Origin of the sequence: Streptomyces sp. NPDC001851 (genome assembly GCF_040297165.1) — a bacterium.
Lineage (GTDB): Bacteria > Actinomycetota > Actinomycetes > Streptomycetales > Streptomycetaceae > Streptomyces.
This window is the reverse complement of record NZ_JBEOYR010000015.1, coordinates 92,514-106,731: the sequence shown is the minus strand read 5'-3', so window position 1 is coordinate 106,731 and position 14,218 is coordinate 92,514. Positions and strand designations below refer to the sequence as shown.

12 protein-coding genes are annotated in these 14,218 nt (G+C 72.8%); 6 read left to right on the top strand and 6 right to left on the bottom strand.

The genetic code is table 11. The features are described 5' to 3' along the window. Positions 1 to 326: 326 nt before the first annotated feature. From ABT171_RS23115 to ABT171_RS23105, 3 genes are all read left to right on the top strand, one after another. A complete protein-coding gene (locus ABT171_RS23115; RefSeq protein ID WP_351246654.1) occupies positions 327 to 764 on the top strand; it encodes a Fur family transcriptional regulator in 438 nt (145 codons plus the stop codon). Between the two features lie 33 nt (positions 765 to 797). Continuing rightward, positions 798 to 3,023, top strand: coding sequence for a catalase/peroxidase HPI (gene katG, locus ABT171_RS23110; RefSeq protein ID WP_351246652.1), 2,226 nt, complete (start codon positions 798 to 800; stop codon positions 3,021 to 3,023). A gap of 226 nt (positions 3,024 to 3,249) precedes the next feature. Next, complete coding sequence (locus ABT171_RS23105; RefSeq protein WP_351246650.1) at positions 3,250 to 3,960, top strand: DUF4232 domain-containing protein; 711 nt, start codon at positions 3,250 to 3,252, stop codon at positions 3,958 to 3,960. 142 nt (positions 3,961 to 4,102) lie between these two features. Here ABT171_RS23105 and ABT171_RS23100 read toward each other — a convergent pair whose 3' ends face one another. Together ABT171_RS23100 and ABT171_RS23095 are read right to left on the bottom strand one after the other, a co-directional pair. Further along, positions 4,103 to 5,038 carry a serine hydrolase gene (locus tag ABT171_RS23100; RefSeq protein WP_351246648.1) on the bottom strand — a complete coding sequence of 312 codons (936 nt, stop codon included), beginning with the start codon at positions 5,036 to 5,038 and terminating at the stop codon, positions 4,103 to 4,105. Continuing rightward, complete coding sequence (locus tag ABT171_RS23095) at positions 5,035 to 6,018, bottom strand: LysR family transcriptional regulator (protein WP_351246646.1); 984 nt, start codon at positions 6,016 to 6,018, stop codon at positions 5,035 to 5,037. The genes ABT171_RS23100 and ABT171_RS23095 overlap by 4 nt, the downstream gene beginning before the upstream one ends. A 129-nt stretch (positions 6,019 to 6,147) precedes the next feature. On the opposite strand from ABT171_RS23095, the gene bla reads away from it, so the two are divergent. The 3 genes from bla to ABT171_RS23080 all read left to right on the top strand — a co-directional run bounded on the left by bla (position 6,148) and on the right by ABT171_RS23080 (position 8,495). Continuing rightward, the gene (gene bla, locus ABT171_RS23090; RefSeq protein WP_351246644.1) at positions 6,148 to 7,098 is read left to right on the top strand and encodes a class A beta-lactamase; all 951 of its coding nucleotides are present in this window, start codon (positions 6,148 to 6,150) and stop codon (positions 7,096 to 7,098) included. A gap of 227 nt (positions 7,099 to 7,325) precedes the next feature. Beyond that, positions 7,326 to 7,508, top strand: coding sequence for a hypothetical protein (locus tag ABT171_RS23085; protein ID WP_351246642.1), 183 nt, complete (start codon positions 7,326 to 7,328; stop codon positions 7,506 to 7,508). A gap of 96 nt (positions 7,509 to 7,604) precedes the next feature. Then, complete coding sequence (locus tag ABT171_RS23080) at positions 7,605 to 8,495, top strand: SDR family oxidoreductase (RefSeq protein WP_351246640.1); 891 nt, start codon at positions 7,605 to 7,607, stop codon at positions 8,493 to 8,495. Positions 8,496 to 8,497: 2 nt separating this feature from the next. Here the strand turns inward: ABT171_RS23080 and ABT171_RS23075 are convergent, their stop codons facing one another. The 4 genes from ABT171_RS23075 to efeB form a co-directional block, all read right to left on the bottom strand. Beyond that, complete coding sequence (locus ABT171_RS23075; protein ID WP_503076239.1) at positions 8,498 to 10,054, bottom strand: N,N-dimethylformamidase beta subunit family domain-containing protein; 1,557 nt, start codon at positions 10,052 to 10,054, stop codon at positions 8,498 to 8,500. Positions 10,055 to 10,241: 187 nt separating this feature from the next. Then, positions 10,242 to 10,760 (bottom strand): hypothetical protein, encoded by a 519-nt coding sequence (locus ABT171_RS23070; protein ID WP_351246638.1) that lies wholly within the window; start codon positions 10,758 to 10,760, stop codon positions 10,242 to 10,244. A gap of 191 nt (positions 10,761 to 10,951) precedes the next feature. After that, positions 10,952 to 12,775: a phospholipase C gene (locus tag ABT171_RS23065; RefSeq protein ID WP_351246636.1), complete on the bottom strand. Its 1,824-nt coding sequence runs from the start codon at positions 12,773 to 12,775 to the stop codon at positions 10,952 to 10,954. Positions 12,776 to 12,951: 176 nt separating this feature from the next. Beyond that, positions 12,952 to 14,175: an iron uptake transporter deferrochelatase/peroxidase subunit gene (gene efeB, locus ABT171_RS23060; RefSeq protein ID WP_351246844.1), complete on the bottom strand. Its 1,224-nt coding sequence runs from the start codon at positions 14,173 to 14,175 to the stop codon at positions 12,952 to 12,954. Positions 14,176 to 14,218 lie beyond the last annotated feature (43 nt).

Below are 14,218 nucleotides of genomic sequence, written 5' to 3'. Positions count from 1 at the left end.
GCTCGGGTGCGCCCTCGCTCACCCGTTGGGAGGATCGTCCGGCTTGCCGCGCCCCCGGCGCCCGTCCGGAGCCACATGATGCGGGCATGCCCCGCACCCGTGCACCGGACCGCTCGCGCCGGACACGCCGCGCGCGGCCGTCCGGCGGCGGACGCCCACTCCCGGCGCAGTGCGGCGTCGGCAAACGCAGAAGCAAACGTTCGGGTGGGCGCGGGCGGCGGGGGCCGAGGAGGGCGCGGAGATGGCCGGCGGGCGACGGGACGCGACCAAAATTGCATCGTTCGTTTTCTTGAACACCTCGTGTTTATGAGGGTAGGTTCCCCCTCATGACCGCCTCCCCGCCCCCGACCACCGCCGAGGAACTCCGCGGTGCCGGCCTGCGCGTGACGGCAGCCCGCGTCGCGCTGCTGGAGACCGTCCGGGCGGGCGACCACCTCGGCGTCGAGGCGATCGCCTCCGGGGTCCGCGACCGCGTAGGCCACATCTCCCTGCAAGCCGTCTACGAGGCCCTTCACGCACTCACCGCGGCGGGTCTGGTCCGCCGTATCGAGCCGGCCGGTCACCCGGCCCGGTTCGAGGGGCGCGTGGGGGACAACCACCACCACATCGTGTGCCGGTCCTGCGGTGCCGTCGCCGACGTCGACTGCGCGGTCGGTGACGCGCCCTGCCTGACCGCCTCCGACCACCGCGGCTTCGCCATCGACGAGGCCGAGGTCGTCTACTGGGGCACCTGCCCCGACTGCTCCACCGGCCGCAGTTCCTGAGCACCGAGTTCCGCACAGTTCGGAAGGATTGCCATGACTGAGAACCACGACGCGATCGTCACGGACGCGAAGGGTGAGGGGGCGAGTGGTGGCTGCCCCGTCGCCCACGACCGGGCCCTGCACCCGACCCAGGGCGGTGACAACCGCCAGTGGTGGCCGGAGCGGCTCAACCTGAAGATCCTGGCCAAGAACCCGCCCGCGACGAACCCGCTCGGTGAGGAGTTCGACTACGCCGAGGCGTTCAAGAGCGTCGACCTTCCGGCCCTGAAGCGGGACATCGCCGAGGTACTCACCACCTCCCAGGACTGGTGGCCGGCCGACTTCGGCCACTACGGCCCGCTGATCATCCGCATGGCCTGGCACAGCGCGGGCACGTACCGCATCAGCGACGGCCGCGGCGGCGCCGGCGCCGGCCAGCAGCGCTTCGCGCCGCTGAACAGCTGGCCGGACAACGCCAACCTGGACAAGGCCCGCCGCCTGCTGTGGCCGGTGAAGAAGAAGTACGGCCAGAAGATCTCCTGGGCCGACCTGATGATCCTCGCCGGCAACGTGGCCCTGGAGTCCATGGGCTTCACGACCTTCGGCTTCGGCGGCGGCCGCGAGGACGTCTGGGAGGCGGAGGAGGACGTCTACTGGGGTCCCGAGACCACCTGGCTGGACGACAAGCGCTACACCGGCGACCGTGAGCTGGAGAACCCGCTCGGCGCCGTCCAGATGGGCCTCATCTACGTCAACCCGGAGGGCCCGAACGGCAACCCGGACCCGCTGGCCGCGGCCCGCGACATCCGTGAGACCTTCCGCCGCATGGCGATGAACGACGAGGAGACCGTCGCGCTGATCGCCGGCGGCCACACCTTCGGCAAGACCCACGGCGCAGGCCCCGCCGACGCCGTCGGCGCCGACCCCGAGGCCGCCGGCCTCGAGGAGCAGGGCCTCGGCTGGAGGAGCACCTACGGCACCGGCAAGGGCGCGGACGCCATCACCTCCGGTCTTGAGGTGACCTGGACCGCCACGCCGACCCAGTGGGACAACGGCTTCTTCGACATCCTCTTCGGCTACGAGTGGGAGCTGACCGACTCCCCGTCCGGTGCCAAGCAGTGGGTGGCCAAGGACGCCGAGGCGATCATCCCCGACCCGCAGGACCCGTCGAAGAAGCGTCTCCCGACGATGCTCACCACCGACCTCTCGCTGCGCTTCGACCCGATCTACGAGCCGATCTCCCGCCGGTTCCACGAGAACCCGCAGGAGTTCGCGGACGCCTTCGCCCGCGCCTGGTACAAGCTGACGCACCGTGACATGGGTCCCAAGTCGCTGTACCTCGGCCCGGAGGTCCCGGCCGAGACGCTGATCTGGCAGGACCCGCTGCCGGAGCGCGAGGGCGAGCTGATCGACGACGCCGACGTCGCGACCCTGAAGACCAAGCTGCTCGACTCGGGCCTGTCCGTGTCCCAGCTGGTCACCACCGCCTGGGCGTCCGCCTCCACCTTCCGGGGCAGCGACAAGCGCGGCGGTGCCAACGGCGCCCGTATCCGCCTGGCCCCGCAGCGCGGCTGGGAGGTCAACGAGCCCGACGAGCTGGCCCAGGTGCTGCGTGCCCTTGAGGGCATCCAGCGGGACTTCAACGCCTCCTCCGGCGCCAAGAAGGTCTCTCTGGCCGACCTGATCGTCCTCGGCGGTGTCGCCGCGGTCGAGAAGGCCGCCAAGGAGGGCGGCTTCGAGGTCCAGGTGCCCTTCACGCCGGGCCGGGTGGACGCGACCGAGGAGCACACCGACGTCGAGTCCTTCGAGGCGCTGGAGCCGACCGCGGACGGCTTCCGCAACTACCTCGGCAAGGGCAACCGGCTGCCGGCCGAGTACCTGCTGGTCGACAAGGCGAACCTGCTGACCCTGAGCGCGCCCGAGCTGACGGTGCTCGTCGGTGGTCTGCGCGTCCTGGGCGCCAACTACCAGCAGTCCCAGCTCGGCGTCCTCACCAAGACGCCCGGCGTCCTCACCAACGACTTCTTCGTCAACCTGCTCGACATGGGGACGACCTGGAAGTCGACCTCCGAGGACCAGACCACGTTCGAGGGCCGCGACGCCGTCACGGGCGAGCTGAAGTGGGCCGGCAGCCGCGCCGACCTGGTCTTCGGCTCCAACTCCGAGCTGCGCGCGCTCGCCGAGGTCTACGCCTCCGACGACGCGAAGGAGAAGTTCGTCAAGGACTTCGTCGCGGCGTGGGACAAGGTCATGAACCTGGACCGGTTCGACCTGGTCTGAGCACCGCTCCCAGGGCGTCCGCGCCCGGCCTGCACGGTCGGGCCGGACGCCCTTGTCGTGCGCCGGACGTCAGGGTGTTCCCCCTCCACGTCACGGAACTGGCACAGATGATCCACAACCGTCACAGCTGATCCACAGCGGAAACCCGGGATCCCGCGGCTCTGTCTCCCTCGGTGCGTACCGGCAGGAAGCCGGTCGGACCCACACACGGGAATCGGGGGACCTCATGTACCACCGCAACACCATCCGCCTCGCCGCGTCGGCGACGGCCGTGATCGCCGGCGCGCTGTCGCTCACGGCATGCGGGCTGGGAGGCGGCGAAGGGACGGCCAAGGTGTCCTCCCCGACCCCGGCCTCCGCCGTCCCTTCCCACGCCGCCACCACGGCGAGCCACAACCCGACGGCGACGTCGGCCCCGGGGTCCTCCGGCGGCGGCACGTCGACCGCTTCGGCTGCCGCGGTGTCTCCCGCGTCCCACACCACGGCCACCACGGCGCCGCAGTGCACCGTGTCGGCCGTGAAGGCGACGGCCTATCAGGCGGCCGACCATCCGGTCGGCACCGGCACGGGCGCCGCGATAGTCGAGTTCACCAACGTCTCCGCACACGCGTGTGTCCTGCGGGGCCACCCGACGGTGGCCGGTGCGGGCAACGGTTCCCCCGACCACAACAGCCCGCTGAAGGTGACCCCCACGGGCACGGCAACGGCGGTGCGCCTCGCGCCGGGCGGCAAGGCATGGGTCAAGCTGACCTTCCACCAGGTCCAGGGCGAGGGCGACGGCTACTGCAAGTCCGGCGCGAAGCCCGCCGTCTACCCGACGCTCGTGGTCGGCCTGCCCGGTGCAGGTGCGCACCAAGTCGCCCTGAGCGACGGTGAGTTCGCCGAGTGCGACGACACCGTCATCGCGACGGCGGTCACGGCGGTGAAGCCTGCCTGACCGGCACACCCTCAGCGGGCGGCCCGGCCCGGACGGCGACCGGGCCGCCCACCCCACCGCCGCGATCCCGCCCGGGCGGCGCCCCGCGTCCCGAAGGGGCGCGGGGCTGTTTTCTTTGCGCGGCTCCGCCGCGAACACCTCCTCACCGACGCAACACCTCAAACGCCTCCCGCCCCGCGGCCCCGATCGCAAGGTCGACATCCGCCGCGGACCCCGCGCAGCGGTCCGCGCGCGTCAGCGCGGCCACCGCCACCCGGTCCCCGGACTCCGCCTCGACCACACCGATCTCGTGCCGCAGATGCAGAAACGTCCCCGTCTTCCCGCTCCACCGCAACGTGTCCGCGCGCAACTCGCTCGCCAGGCGGTGAGTGAAGACCTGAAGGCCCATCAGACGCCGCAACTCCGCGGTCGCCCCGGGAACGGAGATCTCATCGCACCACACCCGCCGCAACAGCCCCACCAACGCCGATGGCGACCCCACGTTCGCGTACGCCGGATCCAGGGTCTCGATGGTGTGCCGGCCCGCCCGTTCGTCCCGTACGGCCAGCTCCAGCGCGAGGGAGAAGTCGTTCCCCGCCGCACCGGCGGCGCACTCGTACATGTGGTTCATCCGGTGCCGCATCCGGATGCCCCCGCACCCCCAGTCACGCAGCCGCGCGTCCACGTCCGCCACCGGCACCAGATCCAGCAGGGTGTCCGCCGCCGCGTTGTCACTCACCGACAGCATCTGCAGGACCAGGTCGCCGACGGCCACGGTGGCGGGGTACCGGAACGCCGCGAGCCCGGTCGGACCCACGCTGCTGTGCGCCGGGTCGACCGTCACCGGGTGCGCCGGGTCGAGGTCCCCGGCCGCGATCCGGTCCAGTACGACGAGCGCGAGCGGGACCTTCACCACCGATGCGAGCGGCATCATCTCCTCGACGTCGAAGCCCAGTTGTCCGCCCGTGGCGAGGTTCCGGGCGAGGAACGAGCCGCGTACACCGAGGGCCGCCCAGTCCGCGGCGATCGCCTCGGCGACGTCCAGGAGGGCGCCGTCGTCGCCGACGTACACCGGGTGGTGCACCGGTGCCGCGCTCATCCGCGTGCCGCCAGTCGCGCGGGGGCGTCCTCGGCGCCGGGGCCCGGCGCGCCGGAACCGGTGGCGACGGCTCCCACGGCCGACGCCAGCAGCGGCGCCAGCCAGTCCGGCACGCCCGCCGTGCCGGCCCGGTCCGCGGCGGTGCCCACGTCGTACCCCCGGTGCAGTGACCGGTCGGCCAGCGGTGCCCACCGCGCCCCGTGCTGCCGGGCGAACGGTTCGGCGCACAGCAGCAGGGCCCGCCCGGCCAGCGTCTCCGCGAGCGCGGTGGCCGCGGACCCGGCCGGCCGGAACCGGCCCGGGGGCAGCCCGGCCCGGGCGGCGGCACGCTCCAGGCGGTCCTCGCAAGCGGGCACGTGATCCTCCGGCACGGTCAACACCGGGAGCGGTGCGGGGGGTTCGGGGGTACGGCGACGGCGGGGCCGCAGGTCCTCCAGATGGGCCGCGCGCAGCGGGCCGCCGTACGCCGGGAGCCGCTCGCCGTCCGCTGCCCCGGGCGCCGACGCCAGCCCCAGCGGCACCCGGAACGCGCCCCGCTCCGGAGGAACCCGTACGAGGGCGTAGCCGAGCGAGCCGTCGGCCAGCCCGGAAACCCTTTCCCGGGGCGGCAGTTCACGCATGCCCAGGGTGATTCCGCGCTCGGCGCCGGCGCGGATCGCGCGTGCCAGCGCCGCCGGGGCGCAGTGCGCGGGCACCCCGACGGCCCGCATCCGGGTCCGTCCGGCCGCGGCGGCGACCTGGCGCAGCCGCTGGGCCCGGTCCAGCACGTCCCGCGCGTACGGCAGCAGCAGCACCCCCAGCTCCGTGGTCGTGGTCTGCCGCCGCGAACGGTCGAACAACAGGCCGCCGAAGTGCTCCTCCAGCGTCTTGATACGGCGGCTGAGCAGCGGCTGGGCGATACCGAGCCGGTCGGCCGCCCGGGAGAAGCTCGCTTCGTCGGCCGTCGCGACGTACGCGTCGAGGTGCGCCAGGAGATCCATCCTGCACTCATATCAATAAGGCATGGTGCGTTCAAAGTTCCCTCTTGGACATGAGAGGAGTCCGCCTGTTTCGCTGGTCCCGTGGAAGATCCACGACTCCGATCACGGACGACCAGGAGGACTGTGCCCATGACCGGCTCCCACCACCCCGGCACCCAAGGCCCCGGCCCCGATCCCATCGCCCGCCGCGGTCTGTTCAGGGCGGGCCTCGCGCTCACCACCGCGGCCGTCGCGGCGGGGACGGTCTCCGCGCCCGCCGCCTCGGCGACCGCCGACAGGCAACGGCGCGACACCGAAGCCGAGTTGACCGAGCTGGAGCAGCGGCACGGCGCCCGGCTCGGCGTGTACGCGCGCAACATCCGCACCGGCCGGTCCGTGGCGCACCGGGCGGGGGAGCGGTTCGCGATGTGTTCGACGTTCAAGGCCTTCGCCGCGGCGGCGGTGCTGCGCGACCACGGCGGCTGCGCGCCACTGGACAGGGTGGTCCACTATCCGCCGCACGACATCCTGCCCAACTCACCGCGCACTCAGGAGTACGTGGACACCGGCATGACGGTGGCGGACCTGTGCGCGGCGGCGATCCAGTACAGCGACAACGCGGCCGGCAACCTGCTGCTGCGCGAGATCGGCGGACCGGCCGGACTCACCCGCTTCTTCCGGTCGCTCGGCGACGGGGTGAGCCGGCTCGACCGGTGGGAGACGGACCTGGGCAGCGCGATCCCCGGAGATCCGCGTGACACCACGACCCCGCAGGCCCTCGGCCGCAGCTTCGAGCGGCTCACCCTGGGCCGGGCACTCGCCCGCGCCGACCGCGAACGGCTCGTCGACTGGCTGAAGGGCAACACCACCAGCGTCACCCGGTTCCGTGCCGGTCTTCCGCGCGACTGGGTGCTGGCGGACAAGACCGGCACCGGCGACTACGGGAGCGCCCATGACATCGGGGTGGCCTGGACGACCCGGAGCACCCCGCTGCTGCTGACCGTGCTGTCGGCCAGGAGTGCCCGGGACGCGCCGGCCGACGACGCGCTCGTCGCGGAGGCGGCGCGGATCGTGGCCGCCGCCCTGGCGCCGGGCGAGTAACCGCCCGAGCCCCTCAGGTTGTTCAAGCATCTGAGGCGGCGTCCGCGCGGTCCGGCCCGGTGGCCACCGCGCACGTGCCGTGCGGCGCGGCGCTTCGGCCACCATGTGGCGGTGACCGAGGGCGCGGTTTCCCAGTACCGCCAGTAACATGATCACCTTGTCTCTGGGTGTACCAGTCAGTCAACTTTTACGCCGTCCCCGGGACGGCGCCCTGCCCGGAGATGTCCATGTCTTCTGTCAACGACGCGTTGGAGAACGCGCGCCTCACCTACGAGCAGCACATGCGCACGTGCCGCCAGTGCCATGCCGACCGCGCGGCCTGTGCCGTGGCCAAGCATCTCCTGCGGCTCTACAACCTCGCCCGCAGGGACCACATGCGCACGGGAGGTCAGCACCCGGCGACGGACTGACGGCAGCGGGCCGCCACCGGCTGACCGGGCTTTTCGGCCCGTGTGATCCGGGAACCCGGTCGGCTGTCCTGTCCGCCCGAGACCCAGGAGGCCGCCGTGACGGACCAGCACGGTGACCGGCCGAACCCGGTCACCCAGCACGCCCGCCCAGACTTCCCCTCCCAGGACCAGCCCCATCCGGGCTGGACCGGCCCGATGGACCCGCCGCCCGACCACGGCGAGGAGTCCTACCGCGGGGCGGGCCGGCTGGACGGCCGCAAGACCGTGATCACCGGCGGGGACTCCGGCATCGGCCGGGCGGTGGCCCTCGCCTTCGCCCGCGAGGGTGCCGACGTGCTGTTCACCCACCTCGCCGCGGAGGAGGACGAGGCCCGCGAGACGTGTCGGCTGGTGGAGGAGGCCGGACGCAAGGCGGTCGCCGTCTCCTGCGACATCCGGGAGGAGGACAACTGCCGGGCGCTGATCGAGCGGGCGGTCGCCGAGTTCGGCCGCATCGACGTCCTCGTGAACAACGCCGCCTACCAGATGTCCCAGCCGGACGGCATCGAGGCCATCAGCACCGAGCAGTTCGACCGGGTCATGCGGACCAACCTGTACGGCATGTTCTGGCTCACCAAGTTCGCCCTGCCGCACATCCCGGCCGGCGGCTGCGTGATCAACTCCACGTCGGTCCAGGCGTACAAGCCCAGCCCGCACCTGCTGGACTACGCGATGACCAAGGGGGCGATCGTCACCTTCACCCAGGGGCTCGCGCAGATGGTCGCCGAGCGCGGCATCCGGGTCAACGCGGTGGCGCCGGGACCGGTGTGGACGCCGCTGATCCCGTCGACCATGCCGGACACGAAGGAGTTCGGCAAGCAGGCCCCGCTCGGCCGCCCGGCCCAGCCCGCCGAACTGGCCCCGGCCTACGTCTACCTGGCCTCCCCGCAGGCGAGCTACATCACCGCCGAGATCCTCAACGCGACCGGCGGCACCCCGTTGCCCTGAGCTCAGGCCCCGCCGTACAGGGCCGCCGTGTTGGGGCGGGGCGGCGGCGCGTGCCGGGCCGCGGGCCCCTTCGCGAACGTCCGCAGCAGGTTCTCCGTGGTGCGGGTGACGAAGGCGCGGGTACGGGCGTCCATGCCGTGGTCCCGCCCCAACATGCCCGTCCCGGCCGCCAGGCCCTCCACCCAGCGCATGGTGCCGGTCGCGAACACACCGGCGCCGCCGGGCGCCGTGTAGTACGCCGAGTCGCTGTGGCTGGGCCGGCCGCCGCAGACCAGCGGGGAGTGCGCGGTGATCTCCAGGGGCCCCGGGGTGGGGGCGCCGGGGGTGACCCGGTCGTACTCGACGCCGACGAGATGGGCGAAGGAGTCGCCGGAGCGTACGCCGGTACCGTCGTACAACCAGTGATCGGCGGCCCGGACGACATAGGGAGCGTCGACCGGATACCCCTCGTAGAGCACACCGGTCAGCGAGGACTCGGGATCCGCGGCGGGCGGCAGCCGGTAGTCGGTGGTGACCTGGGCCGGATGCGAGCCGTAGCAGGGGTCGGCGCGGTAGTCGGTCTTGTAGCAGACCACCGTACGGCCGTCCGCGGATTCCCCGGCCTCCAGCCGGACCCGGCGGAAGCAGGTGTTCGCGCCGAGGAAGGCGAGGTTCGTACCGGCGTCGCGGGCAGCGGCCACATGGGCCCGCTGCTGCGGCGTCCAGTACTCGTCGTGCCCCAGGCAGACCACGGCGTGCGCTCCTCGCAGCACCCCCGGATCCCGGTGGACGTCGACGCCCGTGCTGTAGGCGAGCGGGATGCCCAGGCGCTCGGCCAGCACCACCAGCGCCCACTCGTACACCAGGAACTTCTCGGCGCCCCCGCCGTCGTAGGGGCGGTCGAAGCTCACCGCGAGGGAGCGGGTGGCGTACGCCCCGGAGGCGCCGGCGTAGAGGCTGCTGCCGCCCCAGCGGTTGTACGCCTGCCAGGTCGCCGGAGCGTGCAGCAGGACCGTACGGCCCGCGCCGTCGGCGGAGCGGACGATCAGCGGCACATGGCGCTGGTGGCCGCTGTCCGCCTCCAGCCGCAGCAGATAGGCGCCCTCCGGCCAGCCGGAGGTGTCCACGGGCAGCGTCCTCGGCCAGTCGGCGCGCACGGTGCGCGTCGCGGGCAGCACGCGCGGGGCCGGCCGGGAGCGGCCGGGTATGCGCTCGGACGCCCAGACCCGGCGGGCGCGCCGGCCCCCGTACCAGCCGACCCGGAATGCGGACACCCTGAAGGACGCGGCGGTCGTCGACACATGCAGCCCGAAGGCCTCGCCCGGCCGCACGCTCACCCGGTCCGTGTAGCCGGCCACGGCGTCCGGCGGCCCGGTCGGCCCCAGACGCCAGTCGGCGGTGCCCGGCGCGTCCTCCGCCTCGGGCCGCAGCCGCCGCCTGCCCTGGCCGGTCGCGCCGTGCGGACGCGGCGGCGCAGCCGTGCACGCCGCCGCCGTGCCGAGGCCCAGACCGGTGCACAGGGTGAGAAAGCGCCGGCGGCCGGGGCCCTCGGCGGGGGGCGTGTCGTGTCCCGGAGCCACATGACCTCCCGGAGGCGTGTCCGCTCCAGCGTTCCGGCGCCTGCCCGTGCCCGCAACCCCGGGCCACCGGGCGGCGCGGCCGTCCGGGTGAGGGTGTCAGCCGCGGAAGCCGATGGGCACATGGTCGTGGTGCGTCGGGTCGCTGAAGAACTGACCGGCGCCGCCGCGTCCCGGATGAACCGCTCGATCAGAGCGCGAGGCGTCGCCGGGTCGACGACAGCGTGGCCGTCGAGCCGCCACACGTGGAGCGGACGACGCTCACCTCCAGCCGGTACGTCCGCGCCGGCGCGCGCACCGCCCGGGCCACGCCGGGGTGCACCTGACCGCTGCGCAGGTCCGCCGCGGCGGCGGGCGGCAGCACGATCCGGTCGTCGGACAGCACGGCCCTCACGTCCGGCGCGAGCGACCGCGGAGCCGGTCCCGGGTGCGCCGGACGCAGGGCGTCGACGGTCGTCCCGCCCGCGCTCACCGTGCCACCGCGCCGGGTCCACTGCCGGCACACCACCAGCACGCCGGCCGACCGGGACAGGATCCCGCCGTACTGCGCGTCCACGACCTGCAGCGCCGCCCGGTTGGCCGCCGGGAGCAGCGGCCCGGCCTGTCCCACGGGGTCCCCCGGCAGCCCGAGCGCCGTGACCCGCGCCCGTGCCGCCACGACTCCACCGTGCCCGTCCCGCCAGGCCCCGATCGCCTCCACCAGCTGCACGGCACGCAGCTTCGCAGCAGACCGGACCTCGGCGGACGTGGCCGCCCGGGTCCGGCGACCGCGCGCACGGCGCCTCCTGCGGGCATGCGGTGGCGCCGCGCCTTCGCGTCGAGGCCCGGGAGCGGGGCTGACCGCGGACGACCGCGCCCCCGGGGCCGTCCGGGGGCGCGATCACCTGGGGTGGTGCGGGCTCAGGCGGTGCCGTGCTGCCTGCGGCGCAGCGTCAGGTACGTGCCGGTCGCACCCGCGGCCAGCAGGGCGCCCACGCCGAGGCCGACCGGCAGGACCGGGAAGCCGGAGGCGTCGGTCGACGCGGCCGTGTTCTGCATGGCCGGACCCGGGGTGATGCTCGTGGCCACCGGGGCGATGTGCTGGACCGGGCCGACGTGCCGCACGGAGCCGTCGGAGTTCAGCAGCACCTGCTTGTCGTTCGGGCGCCGGAAGTCGAACATGCCCGCCAGCGAGCCGGCCGTGGCGTCGAAGGAGTGGTCGCCGATCCGGCCGGTGCTCCAGTTGTCCTCGATGAACCGGGTGATGGACGCCTGGTTCGTCAGGGTGTGGTCGACCTTGTTCACCTTGCTGTACGGCGAGATGACGAGCAGCGGCTGACGGGTGCCGGGGCCGCAGCGGTCCTGGTAACCGCCGGCCGCCTTCGGGCCCTTCTGGCAGGCCGGGCTGTCGGTGGCCTTGCCGTTGGAGCCGGCCGAGGTGTCCTGCGAGCCGTTGCGCGGGGCGACGTAGGCGTGGTCGTACCAGCCGTCGGAGTCGTCGTAGGCGACCACGACCGCGGTGGACTTCCACTGCGGTGAGCTCTGGATCGCGTTGATCTGCTTGACCAGGAAGTGCTGCTCGTCGACCGGGTCGGAGTAGCCGGCGTGGCCGTCCTGGTACGCACCGGCCTTGACGAAGCTGACGGCCGGCAGCTTGCCCGCCTTCAGCGCGGCGGAGAAGTCGGTCAGGTCGTAGTTGTGGTTGGCCCGGCCGTTGTGGCCGATCTCCGAGACGCTCTTCGGCGCCAAGTGGTGCGGGTTCGCCGTCGACTTGTAGTAGGAGAACGGGTTGTGGTGCGGGCTGTAGTCGACCACGGCCGCGCCGCCCGCGTTGGTGTGGGTGGTGTCGCACTTGGCGTACGAGCCGGACGTGCCGTTCCACGCGGCCGACGGACGGAAGCCGCCCTGGAACCAGCCCCAGGTCACCTTCCTGGCGTTGAGCAGGTCACCGATGTTCCTGCCCTGCATCGCCGCCAGCGCGTTGCTGCTGGTGTGGTCCTTGCCGGAGCAGTCGTCGAAGGCCGGGTCGGGGTCGTTGATCATCGTGCCGACACCCTTTGCGTCGGGCGACTGGACGGCGTACGGGTCCGGCTTCGCCGTCTGCTTGCCGGTGACCGGGTCGACGGAGATGACGCCGTGCGTGCTGCCGGAGATGAGGTTGAGGGCGCCGGGCGTGGAAGGGCCGTAGTTCGAGCTGTACGAGCGGTCGCTCAGGGAGTAGTGCTGGGCGTAGTTCCACAGCGCGGTGACGGTGTTGCCGTCGTAGTAGTCCATGGCCAGGCCGGGTTCGCCGAACAGGCCGCCGCTGCACTTGTCGACCTCGGTGTTCTGCACGAACTGGTCGGCCTTGCCGCCGTTGTAGGCGTACTGCTCGGGGCCGTAGGAATGGTTCTGGTCGCAGGTCATCGCCTGGGACGGGGACAGCCGCTTGGGCGCGTACTGGTTCGGGTTGTGCTTGAGCAGCCCGGCGTGCGCGAGGGTGTCGATGTCCTTCGGGGTGTTCTTCGCCGCGTGGAACTTCGTGCCGTCGGTGTTCGCGGCCTTCGGGTACGTGGCGAAGTAGTGGTCGAAGGAGATGTTCTCGTCGAACAGTACGACGACGTGCTTGATCGGCGTCGCGGTCGAGGCCTGGCCTGCGGGCACGGCCGCCCAGCCGGGCGCGTTGCTGCCGAGCGCGGTGAGCGCGGCGGCCCCCGCGAGCGCGCCGAGCGTGCGCAGCGCGGCTCGTGTTCCTCTGCTGGCCATGGTGGAATTCCCCTCCGGACTGAACGTTTTTGCGTCGTACGGGCACGGATGCTGCGCCCGTTGCCGGGCGCGTCGGCGGAGCCATGATGACCTGTGGGTGAACACCAAGTCAGGGATGTTGGGGCAAAACTTGACTGTGTGTTGACCTGGTCGGCCGCCGAGTTGTCCGGACAGGTTCAGCCCAACAACGCACGTCCGTACCAGTCCGAGGCGTCCCGTACCCCGGGCAGTGCGAAGAAGTAGCCGCCGCCGAACGGGGTGATGTAGTCGGTCAGCGGCTCGCCCGCCAGCCGGTGCTGCACCGTCTCGAACTGCCGCTTCAGGTCCTGCTGGTAGCAGGAGAACAGCAGGCCCATGTCGAGGTTGCCGTTGGCGTCCATGCCCCGGTCGTAGTTGTAGGCGCGGCGCAGCAGGCGCTGGCCGGCGGTGCCGGGTGTGCGCGGGTTGGCGAGGCGTATGTGCGCGTCCAGCGGAATGACGTCACCCTTGGGATCGTCGGCGTACTTCGGCGTGTCGTGCTCGTGGTCGCCGTCCAGCGGCGCGCCGGAGGAGCGGGCCCGGCCGAACATCCGCTCCTGCTCGCTGAGCGAGACCCGGTCCCAGAACTCCACCAGCATCCGGATCAGCCGTACGACCTGGTAGCTGCCGCCGACCGCCCAGTCCGGCTCGCCCATACCCTGGCCCACCCACACCAGGCGGTCCATCTCACGGGCGTTCGACGCGTCCGGGTTGGCGGTGCCGTCCTTGAAGCCCATCAGGTTGCGCGGGGTGCCGGAGGGCCGGGGCGGGCTGGAGAAGCCGTCCAGCCGCCAGCGGACCTGCATCGCGCCCCGGGTGTGCCGGGCGATGTCACGCAGCGCGTGCAGGGTGGTGTCCGGCTCGTCGGCGTGCAGTTGGAGGCTGAGGTCGCCGTGGCACCAGTCGGGCCGCAGGTCGTCGTCGGGGAAGGCGGGCATGGCGGTCAGCCGCCGGGGCCGGAGAGCGGCCAGCCCGAACCGGTCGTCGAAGAGCGAGGCGCCGACGCCGACGGTGACGGCCAACTGGCCGGAGGGCAGCGGGTCGCCGAGGACGCCCGAGTCGGCGGGCGGACCGGTGATGCCGGCCGGGGAGGGCGTCCCGCCCGAGGTGAGGAAGCGGGCCCGGTCGGTGAGTGTGCGCAGCAGGTCGGTGAGTTCCGCACGGCTCCCGGCGGTCACGTCGAGGGCGGCGAACACACAGGTCCGGCGCGGGGCCGCGAGGACCGAGGCCTGGTGCGCGCCGTGGAAGGGAGCGGGCGCGGGTGTGGTGTCGGCCGTGGCGTCCGGGGCGGCGGCGCTCGTGGCGAGGCCGGCCCCGGCGAGGGCGGCGCCGCGCAGGAAGCGGCGGCGGCCAACGCCCTCGGGCCGTCCGGCACTGCTCACCCGGTCGCCTGGACGGCCGTTCACACGGTCGCTCGGACGGTCG